Annotated in this window: 19 protein-coding genes; 17 read left to right on the plus strand and 2 right to left on the minus strand. The window is 30.0% G+C overall.

Going from position 1 to position 18,968, the window contains the following annotated elements:
- Nucleotides 1-420 (minus strand): hypothetical protein, encoded by a 420-nt coding sequence (locus BEE63_RS18250; RefSeq protein WP_066022741.1) that lies wholly within the window; start codon nucleotides 418-420, stop codon nucleotides 1-3.
- A gap of 157 nt (nucleotides 421-577) precedes the next feature.
- Between BEE63_RS18250 and BEE63_RS18255 the strand changes: the two genes are divergently transcribed.
- Complete coding sequence (locus BEE63_RS18255; protein ID WP_066022742.1) at nucleotides 578-2,863, plus strand: AAA family ATPase; 2,286 nt, start codon at nucleotides 578-580, stop codon at nucleotides 2,861-2,863.
- Nucleotides 2,864-2,981: 118 nt separating this feature from the next.
- On the opposite strand, the gene ychF is transcribed toward BEE63_RS18255, so the two are convergent.
- Nucleotides 2,982-4,079 (minus strand): redox-regulated ATPase YchF, encoded by a 1,098-nt coding sequence (gene ychF / locus BEE63_RS18260; protein WP_066022743.1) that lies wholly within the window; start codon nucleotides 4,077-4,079, stop codon nucleotides 2,982-2,984.
- A gap of 219 nt (nucleotides 4,080-4,298) precedes the next feature.
- On the opposite strand from ychF, the gene mraZ reads away from it, so the two are divergent.
- From mraZ to BEE63_RS18340, 16 genes are all read left to right on the plus strand, one after another.
- Complete coding sequence (mraZ, locus tag BEE63_RS18265) at nucleotides 4,299-4,727, plus strand: division/cell wall cluster transcriptional repressor MraZ (protein WP_066022744.1); 429 nt, start codon at nucleotides 4,299-4,301, stop codon at nucleotides 4,725-4,727.
- A gap of 25 nt (nucleotides 4,728-4,752) precedes the next feature.
- Nucleotides 4,753-5,691 carry a 16S rRNA (cytosine(1402)-N(4))-methyltransferase RsmH gene (gene rsmH / locus BEE63_RS18270; protein ID WP_066022745.1) on the plus strand — a complete coding sequence of 313 codons (939 nt, stop codon included), beginning with the start codon at nucleotides 4,753-4,755 and terminating at the stop codon, nucleotides 5,689-5,691.
- Nucleotides 5,692-5,956: 265 nt separating this feature from the next.
- Complete coding sequence (locus BEE63_RS18275; RefSeq protein ID WP_242874941.1) at nucleotides 5,957-6,439, plus strand: hypothetical protein; 483 nt, start codon at nucleotides 5,957-5,959, stop codon at nucleotides 6,437-6,439.
- Between the two features lie 15 nt (nucleotides 6,440-6,454).
- On the plus strand, nucleotides 6,455-8,641 hold the full coding sequence (locus BEE63_RS18280) for a stage V sporulation protein D (RefSeq protein ID WP_066022747.1): 2,187 nt from the start codon (nucleotides 6,455-6,457) through the stop codon (nucleotides 8,639-8,641).
- Nucleotides 8,642-8,892: 251 nt separating this feature from the next.
- Nucleotides 8,893-10,341: a UDP-N-acetylmuramoyl-L-alanyl-D-glutamate--2,6-diaminopimelate ligase gene (locus tag BEE63_RS18285; protein WP_066022748.1), complete on the plus strand. Its 1,449-nt coding sequence runs from the start codon at nucleotides 8,893-8,895 to the stop codon at nucleotides 10,339-10,341.
- Entirely contained in the window at nucleotides 10,342-11,727 is a 1,386-nt protein-coding gene (locus BEE63_RS18290; RefSeq protein ID WP_066022749.1) for a UDP-N-acetylmuramoyl-tripeptide--D-alanyl-D-alanine ligase, read from the plus strand.
- A 1-nt stretch (nucleotide 11,728) separates the two neighbouring features.
- Nucleotides 11,729-12,682, plus strand: a complete 954-nt coding sequence (mraY, locus tag BEE63_RS18295; RefSeq protein ID WP_066022750.1) for a phospho-N-acetylmuramoyl-pentapeptide-transferase — start codon at nucleotides 11,729-11,731, stop codon at nucleotides 12,680-12,682.
- A gap of 25 nt (nucleotides 12,683-12,707) precedes the next feature.
- Nucleotides 12,708-13,823, plus strand: a complete 1,116-nt coding sequence (gene ftsW / locus BEE63_RS18300) for a putative lipid II flippase FtsW (protein WP_066022751.1) — start codon at nucleotides 12,708-12,710, stop codon at nucleotides 13,821-13,823.
- Nucleotides 13,824-14,081: 258 nt separating this feature from the next.
- On the plus strand, nucleotides 14,082-14,831 hold the full coding sequence (locus BEE63_RS18305) for a cell division protein FtsQ/DivIB (protein WP_066022752.1): 750 nt from the start codon (nucleotides 14,082-14,084) through the stop codon (nucleotides 14,829-14,831).
- 12 nt (nucleotides 14,832-14,843) lie between these two features.
- Entirely contained in the window at nucleotides 14,844-15,569 is a 726-nt protein-coding gene (locus BEE63_RS18310) for a DUF881 domain-containing protein (RefSeq protein WP_242874859.1), read from the plus strand.
- 12 nt (nucleotides 15,570-15,581) lie between these two features.
- Nucleotides 15,582-15,920 (plus strand): small basic family protein, encoded by a 339-nt coding sequence (locus BEE63_RS18315; RefSeq protein ID WP_066022753.1) that lies wholly within the window; start codon nucleotides 15,582-15,584, stop codon nucleotides 15,918-15,920.
- 12 nt (nucleotides 15,921-15,932) lie between these two features.
- On the plus strand, nucleotides 15,933-16,670 hold the full coding sequence (locus tag BEE63_RS18320; RefSeq protein WP_066022754.1) for a DUF881 domain-containing protein: 738 nt from the start codon (nucleotides 15,933-15,935) through the stop codon (nucleotides 16,668-16,670).
- Nucleotides 16,671-16,764: 94 nt separating this feature from the next.
- Complete coding sequence (locus tag BEE63_RS18325; protein WP_066022755.1) at nucleotides 16,765-17,430, plus strand: YggS family pyridoxal phosphate-dependent enzyme; 666 nt, start codon at nucleotides 16,765-16,767, stop codon at nucleotides 17,428-17,430.
- A gap of 24 nt (nucleotides 17,431-17,454) precedes the next feature.
- Complete coding sequence (locus BEE63_RS18330; protein WP_066022756.1) at nucleotides 17,455-17,919, plus strand: cell division protein SepF; 465 nt, start codon at nucleotides 17,455-17,457, stop codon at nucleotides 17,917-17,919.
- 15 nt (nucleotides 17,920-17,934) lie between these two features.
- Nucleotides 17,935-18,198: a YggT family protein gene (locus BEE63_RS18335; RefSeq protein WP_066022757.1), complete on the plus strand. Its 264-nt coding sequence runs from the start codon at nucleotides 17,935-17,937 to the stop codon at nucleotides 18,196-18,198.
- Nucleotides 18,199-18,245: 47 nt separating this feature from the next.
- Nucleotides 18,246-18,869, plus strand: a complete 624-nt coding sequence (locus BEE63_RS18340; protein WP_066022758.1) for a DivIVA domain-containing protein — start codon at nucleotides 18,246-18,248, stop codon at nucleotides 18,867-18,869.
- The last annotated feature ends 99 nt before the right edge of the window (nucleotides 18,870-18,968 follow it).

Genomic DNA, 18,968 nt, shown 5'->3' on the forward strand with positions numbered 1-18,968 from the left:
TTATTTTATCCTTTGAATTTTTCTAGAAACTTTTACTCCTCCGTCATCAACAGGGACTAAATCACATTTTGTGCTTAAATTTCGTATGTTCATGATTTCTACAGCATCACTAGATTTTTTATTCTTTTTAGAATTTTTATTAGGTTTAAGACCTTGAACTATTACAAGGTTACCCTGATATATGTTCATGAAATCTGGTTTTTTAAAAAAACGTCTTCTTTTATATACACATTTTACTACAGATTTACTTCTATCTGGTTTTACAATAATGGTTGCAACTATTTTATTGATAAACCATAAAAAGGTTTTTCGTTCAACTTTTACTGAAATTACATTACCTTGAATATTTGTTAATCTGTCTCCGTATTTTTTTAGAAAACTTTTTGCATAAGATTGAGAAATTTTTTCTTTAAAACTCATATTAATAACTCCTTTATGTTGGTTTTAAAAGTACATATGTTATTCTCGTTTATTATAGCATAGGTTCAAATATTTGTGAATGTAAAATATAAGCTTACTAAAAAAAATGTTCCTAAAATAGTACTTTAAGAATAATAATATAAAGGAGGGATATATTATGGTTAAAAAATTAACTCCTGAAGAGCTTGTTTATAATATCGATTTAACTAATAAAAGAACTTCTAAATTTAATGCTTATGATAAACTATATGACTTAATAGAAAAAGGCCTTAATATAAATGATAAGGGGTACAATATTTATTTAATAGATGATCCTAATGTTGATGTGATAAATAATATTAAAAGTTATATAAATGATGTTTTAAGTAGAAAAAATAGTCCTAAAGATATATGTTATGTTACAGGAAAAAATAAAAATGAACCTGAAAGTATGGTTATAAATAATGGATATGGTAAAAAGCTTTTTGAATGTGTAGAGGAAATAAAGAAGCTATATAAAGATATAATATATAAATTCTATAACGGCCTCGAAGTTGAAGAACGTGATGTAATATTAGAAAAAGCACAAAATGGAAAAAAGAAAATAATAAATAAAATAGTAAAAGAAGCAGAAGAAAAGGGGTTTGATTTGAAGCCGTCAGATGGTGGATTTAATTTTGTGCCGCTTAAAGATGGTGAGCCGCTTACTGAAGGAGAATATGATAATATAGATGAAGTAGAAAGAGAAGAAATACTAAAAAATATGAAACAGCTTAAGGAAAGTACTAAGGTTATATTTACAAATTTAAAAAATATAGAGGAAAATGAAATAAGTGATTTAAAGGAATGCTTAAGGAAATATATTGAAAGTGAAACCAAAGAAAATAAGTATAATTTTATGAATTGCTTTGAAGGTATTCCTGAGGCAGTGGTATATATTTATAAGGTTTTTAATGATATAAAAAAAATGATGATAGAAAATTATAGTTCAAATTATGAGAAGGATTCAGAAAAAATAGTAAAAATACTTCTTAAATATCATGTTAATGTAATAGTAGATAATAGTGAAAACACAAAACCTACAGTTATTTACGAAGATGATCCATGTCCTTCTAATCTTTTTGGAAACATTGAATATGTGAATCATGATGGTAGCTATGATGCCGATGTGAGATTAATAAAAGCAGGTTCTTTATTAAAAGCAAATGATGGTTGTTTAATAATTAGAGCTAAAGATATACTTGAAAGACCAACTTCTTACTATTACTTAAAAAAGGTACTTTTAAGTGGAAAGATTAGACCTAATTATGGCAGAGAGCATTTTGAAGTTATATCTTTGAATACTTTAAAGCCTAAGCCTGTGGATATAAGTGTGAAAATTATATTAGTTGGTGATTATGAAACTTATAATTTATTATATAGCTTAGATGAAGACTTTAGGGAATTATTTAAGGTGAGAGCTGAATATAATCCAGTTGTGGAAATTAATGAAGCTATTATAAAGTATATTGAAAATGAAGTATATAAATTTATAAAATGTAAGAGAAATAATAATATATCTTCAGCTGCGCTTAAGGAGATATATAAGTATTTATCTAGATTGGCTGGCAGTAAAAATAAGCTTTTAATTTCACCAAATAAACTGAAAAAAATATTGACTCTATGCTGTTATAACGCAGATAAAAATGGTGAGAAATGCATAACTGATGATAATATAAGAAATGTAATATATAAGAAAAGTATTATTGAGGAAGAGATAAATGAAAACTATGTAGAAAAAAAGATATTAATGAATTTTTCTGGTAGTAGAATTGGACAGATAAATGGTTTATCAGTTATAAGTTTAGGCTATGCAGAATTAGGCAAACCAATAAGAATAACATGTACTTGCTCAAGAGGAAGCGGAAATATAGTTGATATTCAAAAGGAGAATTCTTTAAGCGGAAGTATACATTCTAAATCAATTAGTATATTAAAAGGACTTATGAATGAAATATTTGGAGGATACAATAAAATACCTGTAGATTTTCATGTATGCTTTGAACAGATATATGGAAAACTTGAAGGGGATAGTGCTTCCGTTGCAGAAATAGTAAGTATACTTTCTGCACTTTCTAAAATACCTATAAAGCAGAATATAGCAGTTACAGGTTCTATAAATCAGTTTGGTGAAGTGCAGCCTATTGGTGGAGTAAATGAAAAAATAGAGGGATTTTATGAAATTTCTAGATTATACAATAGTAAAAGTAATTACGCAGTTGTAATTCCACAAAATAATCAAGATAATATTATATTAAATTATGATTTGGAAAAATCAATTATTGAAGGTGATTTTTCAGTATATACAATGACGAATATTAAAGATGCAGTAAAAATATTAATGGATACAAATTGGGAGGATATGCTAAAAAAATCAAGTTTAGAGATGAAAAAATATGGAGCTAGTAAGGAAAGAAATCATTAAAAAAATAGCTGCATTTTATAAGATTAAAACTAAGAGCGGAAGGATTAAAAGTGAAAATGTATCCTTTGCTCTTAGTTTTTTGTGTACTTCTCAAATATTCTTTTATGTTTATTTAAAATTATACATTAAATCTAAAGAATACTACGTCGCCTTCCTGCATTATATAATCTTTTCCTTCAAGCCTATAAAGACCCTTTTCTTTTGCGGCAGCTTCTGAACCACATTTAACTAAATCATCATAAGATACAATTTCGGCACGTATGAAACCTCTCTCAATATCTGTATGTATTTTACCAGCTGCTTTAGGCGCCTTAGTTCCCTGCTTTATAGTCCATGCTCTTACTTCTTCCGGTCCTGCAGTTAAGAAACTCATAAGACCTAAAAGTTTGTAACTACTCTGAATAAGTCTATCTAATCCTGAACTTTCTAATCCGTATTCTGAAAGCATTTCCTTTTCTTCATCTTCTTCTAGAGCAGAAAGCTGTTCTTCAAGACTTGCACAAATAGGAATAACCTCAGAATGTTCTTTCTTAGCGTATTCTTCTACTGATTTAACCATATCATTTTCAACATTCCCTGATAATACATCATCTTCTGATATGTTGGCAGCATAAAGTACAGGCTTAGAGGTTAAGAGAAAAAGACTTTTTACGAATTCAGCTTCATCTTCTGTGAATTCAAGAGTTCTTACACATTTACCAGCTTCAAGATGTGCCTTTAACTTTTCAAGTATAGTAAGTTCGGCTTTTGACTTTTTATCACCAGAACGTGCTGTTTTAATAGTCTTTTCAAGTCTTTTTTCAAGAACTTCAAGATCTGAAAATATAAGTTCAAGGTTAATAGTTTCAATATCACGTATAGGATCAACACTTCCATCAACGTGTACAATGTTATCATCTTTAAAACATCTTACAACGTGAACTATAGCAGCAGATTCTCTTATATGTGATAAGAATTTATTTCCAAGACCTTCACCTTTACTTGCTCCTTTAACAAGACCTGCTATATCATAAAATTCTATGCTTGTATGAACCTTCTTTTTTGAGTTATACATTTTTTCAAGGACATCAAGTCTCTTATCAGGAACAGATACAACTCCTACGTTAGGTTCTATGGTACAAAAAGGATAGTTTGCAGATTCTGCTCCTGCCTTTGTTATTGCGTTAAATAAAGTACTTTTACCTACATTTGGTAAACCTACAATTCCCAATCTCATCTATTATGTACATCCCTTCTAAAATTAATATAAGATTTCCTTTAAATTATACTCTAAGCTGGTTATTTATTCAAGAATACAGTTTTTTTAAAAAAAAGTTTAAAACATTTAAAATTATTGCTTTAAAAAGGAGGAATTTTAATGTTAATATAGAATTATATTAAAAGTGGTTTAAAGTGGTACGGAGTGGTACAAAAAATACATAAAGGGGTAGAGAATGTGTTTATAGGTGAGTATAGTCATGCCATAGATACAAAAAATAGAATAATTATTCCTTCTAAATTTAGAGAAGAGCTTGGAGAAAAATTTATTATAACCAAGGGTTTAGATGGATGTCTTTATGTGTATACACTTAGCGAATGGAAGGTACTTGAAGAAAAATTAAAAAAACTCCCACTTACAAACCATAATGCAAGAGCTTTTGTTAGATTCTTTTTTTCAGGAGCTAATGAAGTAGGTTTAGATAAACATGGAAGAGTTCTTGTGCCGCAAAATTTAATTGAATATGCATCTATTAATAAGGAAATTATAAGTATTGGAGTATCCACTAGAATAGAAATATGGAGCAAAGAAAAATGGTTAGAATACAATGAAGCAAGTGTGGATATGGATGAGATTGCAGAAAAGATGAGTGAACTTGGAATATAATTGGAATACAAAAGGAGAATAAATTATGGAATTTAGTCATGTCCCTGTACTTTTAAATGAAACTATAGGACAGCTTAATATAAAAGAAGATGGAATTTACGTTGACTGCACCCTTGGCGGCGGAGGTCATTCACTTGAAATACTAAAGAAACTTTCAAAAGATGGAAAGCTTATAGGTATAGATCAGGATAAGGATGCACTTAAAGCAGCAGGTGAAAGACTTAAGGATTATGAAAATTTTATACCTGTGCATGATAATTTTCACAACATAAAAAACATATTAGAAGAACTTAAAATAGATAAGGTGGATGGAGTATTAGCCGATTTAGGAGTTTCATCATATCAGCTTGACGAACCTTCAAGAGGTTTTAGTTATATGCACGATGCACCTCTTGATATGAGAATGAATAGAGATAGTGATTTTTCCGCTTTTGATGTTGTAAATGGTTACGATGAAGAAAAGCTTTATCATGTAATAAGGGACTATGGAGAGGAAAGGTTTGCAAAGCGTATAGCTAAATTTATTGCAGAAAGAAGACAGGAAAATGCTATAAAGACAACTTTTGAACTTGTCGAAATAATAAAGGCGGCAGTTCCTGCAAAATTTAGAAGACAAGGTCCTCATCCGGCTAAAAGAACATTTCAGGCCATAAGAATAGAAGTGAATAAGGAACTTCAGATATTAAATGAAACTGTAGAGGATTCAGTTGATAAATTGAAAGCCGGAGGAAGAATTTGTATAATAACATTTCATTCACTTGAAGATAGAATTATTAAGAATAAATACAGGCAGCTGCAAAATCCATGTACCTGTCCAAAAGAGATACCTATATGTGTATGTGGAAAAAAACCTAAGATAAAGATAATAACTAGAAAACCAATAGAAGCTTCCAGCGAAGAACTTGAATATAATCCACGAAGTAGGAGCGCTAAGCTCAGAGTGGCAGAAAAAATTTATATATAACACACAAATTCTAATACATTCTACCTTATAAAAGATTCTAAATATAACATATAAATTCTAATAACATTCTATCTTATAAAAGATTCTAAGGTCGAACCTCTTTTGCAGGAATATTTTATAAGCTACAATGTTAGAATTTTAATACGTTATATATAGCTCGAACCTCTCTTGCAGGAATATTTTATAAGGTACAATGTTAGAATTTTAATGAGTTATATTTAGCTCAAAGTTATAATATTGGAATGAGGTGAATAAAGTGATAATAATGGATAAAGAGTTTGAGATTAAAGGTAATACAGTATTAGTTCCGGAGAGGTCAGAAGAGGAATATATAAAAGAAAGGGAAAACTATAAGAGAAGAAAAAGAGAAATGGAACTTCATAGAAAAAATATTAAAATGAAAAAACAAGTAAGGATTATTTTGGGCATAGCTGCTATTTTTATATTTGGGTTTGTTATTTTGCTTAGATATTCAGAGATTTATTCACTTCAAAATAAGTTAGCATCTATTCAAAATGAGTCAAACGTCATGCAGGATCAAAATGATGATTTGAGGCTGCAAATTTTTAAATCTGAGAATATAGATGATTTAACTCAAAAGGCTACAGGCGATTTACATATGATTCAACCAGATAAAAATAATGCTGTGCGTGTAGATTTACATAAGAATAGTGTTAATTATAGTGGAAATACTAAAGATACAAGTAAGAAAGGTGTTTTGGATTTTATAGAAAGTAAGCTCTTTTAATGGAGGTATCTTTGGTTGCCAAAAAGAATATTGGTTGATAAAGCTACTATTAGAAATAGAATTTTTATTGTATTTGTAGTTTTAACTTTTGTCATTGCACTGCTTTTTTATAAACTTTTTAGTGTTATGGTTGTAAAATCTACAAAATACAAAAAAATGGCACAAGAACAGTGGACAAGTGAAGTAAAAATTTCAGCTAAAAGAGGAAGAGTACTTGATAGAAATGGTCAAGAGTTTGCTATCAGCGGTAATGTTTATAGAGTCGATTTAGATTTAAACACTATAAAAAATTCTCTTGCTGAAAAAAATATGAAGATGAATGAACTAGCAGATAAGCTCTCAAAAGCACTTGGTATGGAAAAGAAGGATGTAGAAAAACAACTTAATAAAAAATTTAAAGATGGTAGACCTATGGGATCTGCTATACTTGCAAGAAGAGTAGATAAAAGCCGTACGGATAAAGTCTTAGCTATAAATGTAAAGGGTATAATGGTGTCGCCAGATACAAAAAGATATTATCCATATGGCAACTTTTTGTCACAGGTCTTAGGACATACAAATTCGGATGGTAATGGGCTTACTGGAGTAGAACTTGAATATGATAAATATTTAAAGGGCAAACCTGGTGTGAGGAAAGCTGAAATAGATAAGAATAGTGCTAATTTGCCTTATACAATTTCTGAATATTCAAAACCATTGGATGGCAAGGATGTAGTGCTTACTATAGACAAAAACATGCAGTATTTTGCGGAGAAATATGCTCAAGAAGCTTTGATAAATAATAAGGCAAAAGCTGTTTCTATAGTAATAATGAATCCCAAAAACGGAGAAATACTTGCTATGGCGAATAAGCCTGATTATGATTTAAATGATCCCTGGGATAAAAGTAAAAGTTATGACGAGCTCCAGAGAAGCTGGAGAAATAGAGCAGTAAGCGATGCGTTTGAACCAGGTTCTATATTTAAAGTAGTAACTGCTAGTACAGCCATGAGTCTTGGAATTGTACATGAAAATGATAAATTTAACTGTCCAGGCAGTATTACTATAGCTAAGAGAACTATTCACTGCTGGAAAAGAACAGGGCATGGAGAGGAAACTTTTCCGGATATACTTAAAAACTCATGCAATGTAGGATTTGCTGAACTTGGACAAAAAATTGGAGCTGAGAATCTCAATAATTATATAAATAAATTTGGCTTTGGTAAAAAAACAGGTATAGATCTTCCAGGAGAAGCAAGAGGGATTATTAGGCCAACCAGCAAAATAGGCCCTGTGGACTTAGCTACAATAGCTTTTGGACAGTCAAATACTGTTTCCATGGTTCAATACATGCAGGCCCTTAATTGCGTTGCAAATGGAGGAAATTTAATAACACCACATGTAATGAAAGAAATAAGCCATGTAGATAATAATAAGCAAGTTGTAGATAAAGAGTATAATGATTATAATAAAAAAAGGATTTTAGATGAAAGTATGACTGCCACTCTTAGAGGTTATCTCGAAAGGGTAGTATCAGAAGGTGGAGGTAAAAATGCTTTCATTGCTGGATATCATATTGCAGGAAAAACCGGTACTGCACAAAAGCCAAATCCCAATGGCGGTGGTTATGAACATGGAAAGTATATATCTTCTTTTGTGGGCATGGCGCCGTCAAATGACCCTAAAGTTACAGTTATGATTTCAATAGATGAACCGGATCCATCTAATTATTATGCAGCTCAGACTGCAGCACCAGTAGGAAAGAAAGTTTTTAATGAAATATTTAATTACTTAGGTATGAAACCAGATGTATCCAGCTCTGATGCTGCTAAAAGTATGCTTAAAGACGTTGTTATTCCAAATTTACGCGGCATGAAAAAGGACGATGCAATTAAGGAACTTAAAAAGTTAAATATAGAAGCAGATATAGATGGTGCAGGCGAATATGTAGAGAATACCACACCTATTCCTGGCATAACTGTAAAGGAAGGAACAAAAGTGGTACTTTACACAGGTGATAGTACTAATTATAATAATAATGATGTTATAGTACCGGATTTAATCGGGTGCAGTAGACAAGAGGTAGAACAGACACTAAAAAGTCTTGGACTTGATTTTAAAATTACAGGGGATGGTGTTGTAGAAAAACAGAGTATTAAGGCAGGAAAGCAGGTTAATAAGGGGACAGTTATAACTATTAATCTTGGAGATATAAGTGACTAACAAAAATTAAGAATGAAAAATTAAAAATTAAGAATATAGGAGGATTTTCCGCCGCTTTGCTCTGGGAAGTCTACATTTTATAGAAGAACATTTACACTGGTGGAAATAGAAGGTTAAAAGTTTTCATAGTGGAACGGAGAAAAAGTCACATCAATTCTTAATTTTTAATTTCTAATTCTTAATTTTAATTAGTCTGTATTATTTTTATATATGAAGTTGAATTCATAGTTAAGTGCTAAAGGAGTGATTTTATGAAATTAAAAAGTATACTTTATAATATTAAATATGAACTTATAAGTGGAGATTTAAATGCTGAAATAACTAACATAAACTATGATTCCAGAGCAGTAAAAGATGGGGGATTATTTTTTTGTATTGAAGGTTATAAAAGTGATGGACATAAATTTATAGATAAGGCTGTAGAAAATGGGGCAGCTGCTATAGTATGTACTAAAATACCTGAGGAAATGCCTAATTGTACTGTTATTAAAGTAGAGGATGGAAGAAAGGCCATGGCAGTTTTAGGAGCAAATTTTTATGGTAATCCTACAGAGAAACTTAAGCTCATAGGTATTACAGGTACCAATGGTAAAACTACTTCTACATATATGATGAAGTCTATGCTTGAAAGTTCAGGATATAAAGTTGGGCTTATAGGAACAATTGCAAATTATATAGGGAATAAAAAAATTGAAAGCCACAGAACTACACCTGAATCTCTTGAACTTCAAAAATTATTTAAGGATATGGTGGATAGCGGAATTGAGTATTGTGTAATGGAAGTCTCATCTCATTCTTTGTATCTTGATAGGGTTTATGGAATTAATTTTAGAGAAGGTATATTCACAAATTTGACAAGGGATCATCTTGATTTCCATAAAACTTTTGAGAATTATTATCAAGCTAAAATGATACTATTTAGGAATAGCAAAAATTCTATAATAAATATTGATGATAAATATGGTGAAAGAGTTCTTAAAGATTGTAATAATAATAAGATTACATATGGTTTATCAGAAAAAGCTGATTTAAGAGCGGAAAATCTAAAAATGAGTTCTAGAGGAACAGAATTTGATTTATGCTATAAGAAATTAGAAGAACATGTTAAAATAAATATTCCAGGTAAGTATAATGTGTATAATGCGCTTGGAAGTGTTGCTGCGTGCTTAAATGAAGGAATTAGTATGGAAAAAGTAAAGGAGGGACTTAAAAATCTTTCAAGTGTTCCAGGGAGATGTGAAATAGTAACTCATGGCTCAAAGGTACCTTTTGATGTGGTTTTAGATTATGCTCATACTCCAGATGGACTTGAAAAAGTACTTAAAGCTGCAAGAGAATTTACACGTGGAAAACTCATTGCTGTTTTCGGATGTGGAGGAGATAGAGACAAGACCAAAAGACCGATTATGGGTGAAATTGGAGCAAAGCTAAGTGATACTGCGATAATAACATCAGATAACCCTAGAAGTGAAGAACCGGGAGAAATAATTAAGGATATAGTAAAAGGCATAAAAAACGATAATTATGTTATAGTTGAAAATAGAAAAGAAGCAATAAAAAAGGCTCTTCTTACGGCTCAAAAAGACGATGTTATAGTATTAGCTGGTAAGGGACATGAAGATTATCAAATACTAAAGGACAAAACTATTCATTTTGATGAAAGAGAAATAGTTTCAGAATATATAAAGGAGCTGTTTTAATTGGAAAATTTGACATTTGATGAGATTGTAAAAGCAGTAGATGGCAAGGTTATTCTACGTGGAAGTAAAGAAAAATTCAATGATATAAGTATCGATACAAGAAAGTTAAATAAAGGTTCTGTTTTTATAGCTATTAAAGGTGAAAATTTTAATGGTAATAAGTTTATACATAAAGCAGTAGAAAATGGAGCAGCTTTTTGTATTGTAGATGAAGTCCTTTTTGAAAAAGATTCTATAGTGCAGTATGATGTAACAATAGTGCAGGTTAAAGATACAAAAAAGGCACTTCTTAATTTAGCAGAATATTATAGAAGTACACTTGACATAAAGGTAGTTGCTATAACTGGCTCAACAGGAAAAACATCTACAAAAGATATTACAGCATCTGTTTTAAGAAGCAAGTTTAAAGTATTTAAAACATCTGGAAATTTTAATAACGAAATAGGACTGCCACTGATGATATTTGAACTTAATAATACTTATGATATTGCTGTACTTGAAATGGGAATGAGTCACTTTGATGAAATACACAGAATGGCTGAGGCTGCAAGGCCAGATATTGCTATGATAACTAATATAGGGATATCACATATTGAGAATCTTCACAGCAGAGAGAATATATTGAAGGCAAAACTCGAAATAATAGATTTCTTTAAGGATAATAATATCTTAATTTTAAATGGCGATAATGATCTTTTAAGTACTGTAAAACTTAATAATGTTCATGTAATTAAAACTTCTATCAGGGATGAAAAAGATTTTAGCGCGTGTGATTTAGTTTTAGATGAGAATAGCTCTAATTTTAGTGTAAAAGAGAAAGGTCAGAAGTTTAGTAATATAAAACTTTTAATGCCAGGTAAACATAATGTGGAAAATGCCATGTTGGCTATTGCATGTGCTAGAAGCTTAGGACTTACTTATGAAGAAATAAAAAAGGGACTTTTAAATCTTGAACTTACATCAATGAGGCTTGATATTGTTAATGGAGATAATATTGTCATAGTAGATGATTCCTATAATGCAAGTCCTGATTCTATGAGAGCTGCTATTGATGTTACTAAGAATCTTAAAGGAAAAAGGAGAATAGCAATACTCGGTACCATGAGAGAACTAGGTGAAAAATCCCATGAGGCACATAAAAATGTCGGTGTATATGCAAAGGAAAATAATATAGATAAGCTTTTAACAATAGGTGAATTTGGTGAAGCATACCTTGAAGGATATGGCAATGAGGAAAATTTTAAATCATTTTTGGATTCTGATGAGCTCATTAAATTTGTAGAGGAGAACATAAGACGTGGAGATGTTTTTCTTGTAAAGGCATCTAGGCTTATGAAATTTGAAAATATAGTTGCAAAACTTAAAGAACTAGATAAGGAGATATAAAATGGGAGTTATCATTTATTCAGTATTGATTTCATTTGCGTTTTCAATACTTCAGGGACCGTTAGTTATACCTATTCTACATAGATTAAAATTCGGTCAAATTATACGTGAAGAAGGGCCTAAAAGCCATATGAAAAAAGCAGGTACACCTACTATGGGTGGAGTGATTTTTATAATTACAGCTGCTATTTCAATGGTTATAATGAGAAAAAATATTAATAGTAATGCTGTATTTGTTTTTGTATGTTTTTTTGCATTTTCTTTAATAGGATTTATAGATGATTCTCTTAAAATTATTCATAAGAGAAATGAAGGACTCACTGCAAAGCAAAAATTTTTACTTCAAATTATAGTATCAGCAGCTATTTCATATTATGCTTATATACGTTTTGGAAGTGATACTTTTGTACCTTTCATTAAAACAACATGGACTCTTCCGCCTTTAGTATATATGGCAGCGGTTATATTTTACTTTGTAGCTGTTACTAATGCAGTAAATCTTACAGATGGTCTTGATGGACTTGCAGCATCAATTACAATTCTCGTTATAACTTTCTTTTGTGTTGTAAGTTATTCATGGCATCAGTATGAACTTGCAGTATTCTGCGGAATTATAATTGGTACACTTTTAGGATTTTTGAAATATAATTCCTATCCTGCACAAATTTTTATGGGTGATACAGGCTCACTTGGACTTGGTGGTGCTGTGGCAGCAATTGCCTTGGTATTAAAATTACCATTACTGGTTATAATTGTAGGTGGAATATATGTAATTGAAGTATTATCAGATATAATTCAAGTTACTTGTTTTAAACTTACAGGGAAAAGAGTATTTAAAATGGCACCTATTCATCATCATTTTGAAAAATTAGGGTGGCATGAGACAAAGGTTGTTTCCGTTTTTTCCATTGTGACAGTTGTATTGTGTCTGGTTGCTTTTCTATCGTTAATTTAAGTATGTGATTTTAGGAGGGTGAGATATGTCAAAACCAAAACTGCTTCAAAAGGTTGAAGTTGATTTTGTGCTTTTTGCAACAGTGCTTTTGCTGGTAGCAATAGGAGTTATTATGATATATAGTGCAAGTTCGTATAGTGCACTTAATAGCTCAATGTACAATTATGATGATATGTATTTTTTAAAAAAGCAGGGGTTATGGGCAATTGTAAGCATAGCTATTCTTTTGATAGTTGAGAAAATAGATTATCATAAACTTAAGAAAATTACATTAAAGCTAGTTATTATAACTATAATTCTTCTTTTGGTTGTTTTAGCTTTTCCTCCTATAAATGGAGCATATAGATGGATAAGAATAGGACCTTTTGGAAATCTTCAACCATCGGAGATAGCCAAGTATGTTATAGTTCTTGTGCTGGCAAAGGCTATTGAAAAAAATGGAGATAAAATAAAAAGGTTTTTTCCTAATTTTGTAGCATACCTTATGATTGCAGGCTTATTTGCGGGTCTTGTTTATATCGAAAAAAATTTAAGTATAGCAACAGTAATAATGGTAGTAAGTTTAGTAGTTATGTTTGTTGGTGGTGCTAAGGTAAAGCATATTTGTTCGATATTTTTAGCAATGATACCTGCTGGATGGGTTTTTATAACTGCAGAAAGTTATAGGTATAAGAGATTTATGACATTTAGGAATCCCTGGAAAGATTCACAGGGAGTAGGATATCAGTTATGTCAATCACTTTTAGCTTTGGGTTCTGGAGGACTTAAAGGACTTGGATTCGGACAGTCAAGACAAAAGTGCTATTATATACCTGAGCCTTATAATGATTTTATATTTTCTATAATTGGAGAAGAATTAGGACTTATAGGGTGTATTTTTATAATAATATTATTTATAATATTAATACAAAGAGGAATTAAAATAGCTATGAATGCAAAAGATACCTATGGTATGCTTTTAGCAGTTGGAATAACAACTGTAATAGCAGTACAGGCAATAATAAATATAGCTGTTGTAACAGGTTCAATTCCGGTTACAGGAGTACCGCTTCCATTTATAAGTTATGGAGGTTCTTCATTACTTTTTAATCTTATAGCCATGGGAGTACTTCTTAATATATCATCTCAGAGTAGTAAGTAATATTGATTTGTAACATTAAAAAAATTCTATGAATCTTATTGTAACTGGGGTTTGGGTTGTAGACCAATTATCCTTCTGTATAAAATATAGGCTATCTTAATAACTTTAATTTAGTAGTATTAAGAATTATCTAAACATCTTATAATATGGAGAAGGCCTGTTTAAAGTAAAGAAGGATAATTGGCTTAGCCCAAACCTCGTGTGTGATAATGTTATAAAAATTTATATCTAAAATTCCATAGGTGTGAAGGTGAATTTATGAAAGAAAATAATGAGTACATAGTTAAGAGAAGAAGAAAAAAAAGAAGAAAAAGAATAATTATATTTTTATTTTTGCTAGTATGTGTTCTTGTAACATTATGTTTAAAATTACCATATTTTAATATAAAATATATAAATGTAGATGGAAACAAAATTTTAAAATCTGATAAAATTATAGAAAATTCTAATATTCCAAAGGGAAAAAATATTTTTTATTTAAATTTGAATAAATATAAAGATAATATTAAGCAGGATCCTTATGTTATGGATGTTAACATAAAGCAGAAATTGCCGAATACTATTGATATTATTGTAAAAGAAAGGCAAGCGGTTTTTTATATAAATAGTGGACAAAACTATTTTATTATTGATAAAAATGGTGTATTATTGGAAATAAGAAATAAGATATCAGGAATGAATTTAATAAAATTAGATGGAATTAGTGTGAAAAATGCTAAAATAGGAAAAGAAATTCCATGTGGCAGCAGAAGATTGGAACTCATTAATGAAATGACAGGTTTAGTCATGAAAAATAAAAATTTAAAAATGACAAGTGTGGATATGACCAATATTATAAATTTAAAATTATATTTTAAAGATATGTGTGTGATTATAGGAACACCGGAAAACCTCGTGGACAAGCTAAATAAAGCAGTAAATATAATTACTTCTCAAAATTTAATTGATAAAAAGGGATATGTAGATGTTAGTTTTAAAGGTAATCCTGTATTTTTGTTGCAGCAATAGGGAGGCGATATTATGAGCAATATGAAAAGATTTGGTTCACAAATTGGAGTAGCTTTTGTATGCTGTATTCTTGGTTTTATGATAGCTCATCAACTTAAAACTATTAATTTCCAGAATGAAAAACAAAGTACAGGCATGGAAAGTACAGAAATCTCAGAAGAGGTAAATAGTCTAAGTAAAGAAAAAAGTGATTTGCAAAAAAAGGTAGATGAACTTCAAAAACAAGTAAAGGGATATCAAAATGCAGCAGCAAACAGCAATTCTATGAATAAACAAATAGTAGACGAACTTAATTTAAGTAATATGTTAACTGGAAGCGTAGATGTTACTGGACCTGGTATCATACTTGTAATAACGCCTCAAAAAATATCTACATCTACTGGCACCAGTGAGGCAATTACTGGGGAAGATTTGTTATATCTCGTTAATGAATTGAATTTTTCACAAGCAGAGGCTATATCTATTAATGATATAAGAATTAGTTCTATGACTGGTATTAGAAGTTCAAGTGGTGGATCTGACATATTTGTTGGTGATGACAGAATATCTCCATATGAAAAAATAACAATAAAGGCTATAGGAGATAGCAAACTTCTTTATTCGGCACTTTCCTATCCAGGAGTGCTTTCGAGTATACCGTCTAGTTATAAAACAGATTATGATAAACATGAAAGTATTAAAATAAGTAAATCGAATAAAGTTATAAAATTTGATTATGCTAAACCTGTGAATAAATAATGAGGTGATTTTGTGCTTGCAATTTTTGGATTATTGATTGGTATAATAATAGGGGTCGTATGGAATGTCCCAATTCCTGATAAATTTTCACCATATCTTTCAGTTGCTATTTTTGCATGTTTGGATTCAGTTTTTGGGGCTGTAAGGGCTGGACTTGATAAACAATTTAAATCAGATATATTTATGTCTGGATTTTTTGGAAATGCAGTTTTAGCAGTTGCACTTGTATATTTAGGTGATAAACTTGGACTTCCTATATATTTAGCAGCAGTCATTGTATTTGGTACTAGGATTTTTAACAACTTTGCTGAAATAAGAAGAAAACTCATAGAGATGGCTAAAAATCGCTAATGGGGTGGTTTTATGAAAAACAATGAAGCATCTATATTTATTTTTATCGCTTCCGTATTTTTGGGCGTTCTTATATCATCTAATATGAGTTTTGGTAATAAACAAAAAAGAGTTTATCTTAATTCTAAACAGTATGAGGATGCTTTTAGAAAAAGAAGCAAACTTTTGAACGATGTAAATGGTTTAAATGAACAGTATTTTGCTTTAAAAAATGATATAAAAGATTTTAAAAAAACCAGCAAGGATTTTGATAGCACTAGAAAACAAATTCAGGATGAACTAACTTTAGATAAAATGGAACTTGGAACTATAGATGTAAATGGTCAGGGAGTAGAAATAATTTTAGATGATAGTGGTAATCAGTTTGCTGCAAGTAGTAAATACAGTGATTTTAGACAGCAAAGAGGAATATATCAGGTAATTCATGATTTTGATATGCGTGCTGTAATTAATGATTTAAGGTGTGCAGGAGCAGAAGCTATTTCTATTAATGATCAGAGAATTACAAGCAATACTGAAATATATTGCAATGCTGAGTTTTTACTTGTAAATGGTGTTAAGGTAGCAACTCCTTTTGATATAAAGGCTATAGGAGACAAAGCTAGACTTAAATCTTATATGATGTCGAATGGAAGACATCTTAAAATATTAGAAGGAAGAAGTATATATGTAAGTCTAAAAGTTTTTAATAGTATCAAAATTCCTGCATATGGTGGTGAGCTTAGACATTCAAATGTTAAATCCAAATAAATAATATTAATTTTTATTGAATTCTATTAAAAAGATTATTAATTTTGAAGGTTTTTTTGTTTTTATGGAGAATATATTAAAGGAGACGGTAAAAATGAGTATAACTTCTAACTTAGAAAATGTAAGAAAAAAAATCCCTAAAGAAGTTACTCTTGTAGCTGTATCTAAAACCAAACCTATTGAAGACATTAAGGAAGCATACGAGCAGGGTGTAAGGGATTTTGGTGAAAATAAAGTTCAAGAGCTAATGGATAAGTATGATAAAGTTGGCAAAGGTATAAGATGGCATTTAATAGGACATCTTCAGGTAAACAAGGTAAAGTACATAGTGGGGAAAGTTTTTTTAATACATTCTCTTGATAGTGTAAAACTTTTAAAGGAAATAGAAAAAAGATATTCAAAGGCAAATTTAACAGCTGATGTTCTTATAGAAATCAACATAGGTAGAGAAGAGAATAAAACTGGAATTCTAGAAGAAGATTTAAATGAGCTGCTAGAAGAATGCCAAAAATGTAATAATGTAAAAGTGAAAGGATTGATGGCCGTAATACCTATAGGTGACGAAGATAGTAATAGAAATTATTTTAGAAAAATGAAAAGTATTTTTGAAAATTTGAAAAATAGAAATTTTGAAAATATTGAAATGAAATATTTGTCTATGGGTATGACACATGATTATGAGGTCGCAATATCAGAAGGCGCAAACATTGTCAGAGTCGGAGAAGGAATATTTGGAAAAAGAAATTATAATAAAATTTAGTTATTAATTAGGAGGGTAAAAAAAATGGCAAGTAAGGTTTTAAACAAAGTTATGGGAATAATAGGACTTAATGATGAAGATTTTGATGATTATGAGGAAGATGAAATTGAAGAAGATTCAGCAGTAAGGGAAAATGCTTATGAGTATGAGGAAAAGGCAAATAACAAAAACAATAATGGCAAGGTTGTAAATATACATACAGCTTCTTCAGTTAAAGTTGTCATTGTAAAGCCTAAAGATTATGATGAAGCTACTCAAATTTGTGATGACTTGAAGAACAGAAAAATAGTTGTAGTCAATGTCACTGAATTAGAACCAAAAACTGCACAGAGACTTCTTGATTTTATGGGAGGAGCAAGTTATGTTTTAAATGGTGAGCTTTTAGAGGTTGATAAGGGAGTTTACTTATTATCTCCTTCAAATGTTGATATATCAAGAGATTTTAAAAATGATTTAGCAAGTAAAAGTATATTTAACTGGTCTAAATAGTGGGGGATAATCATAATGTTTATACTCGTTAAAGCAATCAATAGCATAATAACAATTTTGCAGTGGTTTATTGTAGCTGATTGTATATTATCTTTTATACCAGGGGATTCTTTATATGATATAAGAGAAATTGTCGGAAGAGTAACATCACCATTTTTGATGCCTTTTAGAAGGTTACAACAAAGAATTATACCTGGGCTTATGATTGATTTTTCGCCTATTTTTGCTTGGGCTTTACTCAGTTTAATTCAGAGGATTGTTGTTAATGTTTTATTATGAATAAGTTAATTTAAACAAGATGGAAATTATAAAACTGAGGTGATACTATGGATGTAAGATTAACGCCAATGGATATAAATACTAAAGAATTTAGAAAAACGTTAAGAGGATATGATCCTGATGAGGTTGACCAATTTTTAGATCAGGTTTCAGATAATTATGAGCAGCTTTATAAAGAAAATTCAGAGTTTAAGGAAAAAGTTTCAGCATTAAAGGAAAAGCTATCTCATTATGAAAAAATTGAAGAAACAATACAGAATACTTTAATTTTAGCTCAAAATGCAGCAGAACAAGCAAAGGAATCTGCTAAAAAAGAAAGTGATTTGATTCTTAAAAATGCTAATGATACTGCTCAAAAAATAATTGATAAAGCTAATACGGATGTAATAAAAATAAATGATGATTATGATAATGTTAAGCAGCAGTTTATGAGATTTAGAGCAAAGTATAGAAATTTTATGAATTCGCAGCTTGATATGTTTAATTCACTTGAGAGTGATTTTGAAAGCAATTATAATGTCTCTGACTCTGAAGGCATAAGTGAAAAGGAAATTGAGAGTAAAAATAGTGAAAAAGTGGAAATGTCAGTAGAAAATGATACTGATGTTAATGATGACGATAAGAGTTTTGCAGATGATTTAGAGGAAGTAAAGAAGTTTTTCGTTAAATAGAAAATTTATTTAAAAATCTCACTTTTATGTGAGATTTTTTTATGGTAGATTAAAGTACATGTTAAAATAAAGATTGAATTAAAAAAATATAATTTTTAG

Origin of the sequence: Clostridium pasteurianum (assembly GCF_001705235.1) — a bacterium.
In the GTDB taxonomy this organism is placed as follows: domain Bacteria; phylum Bacillota; class Clostridia; order Clostridiales; family Clostridiaceae; genus Clostridium_S; species Clostridium_S pasteurianum_A.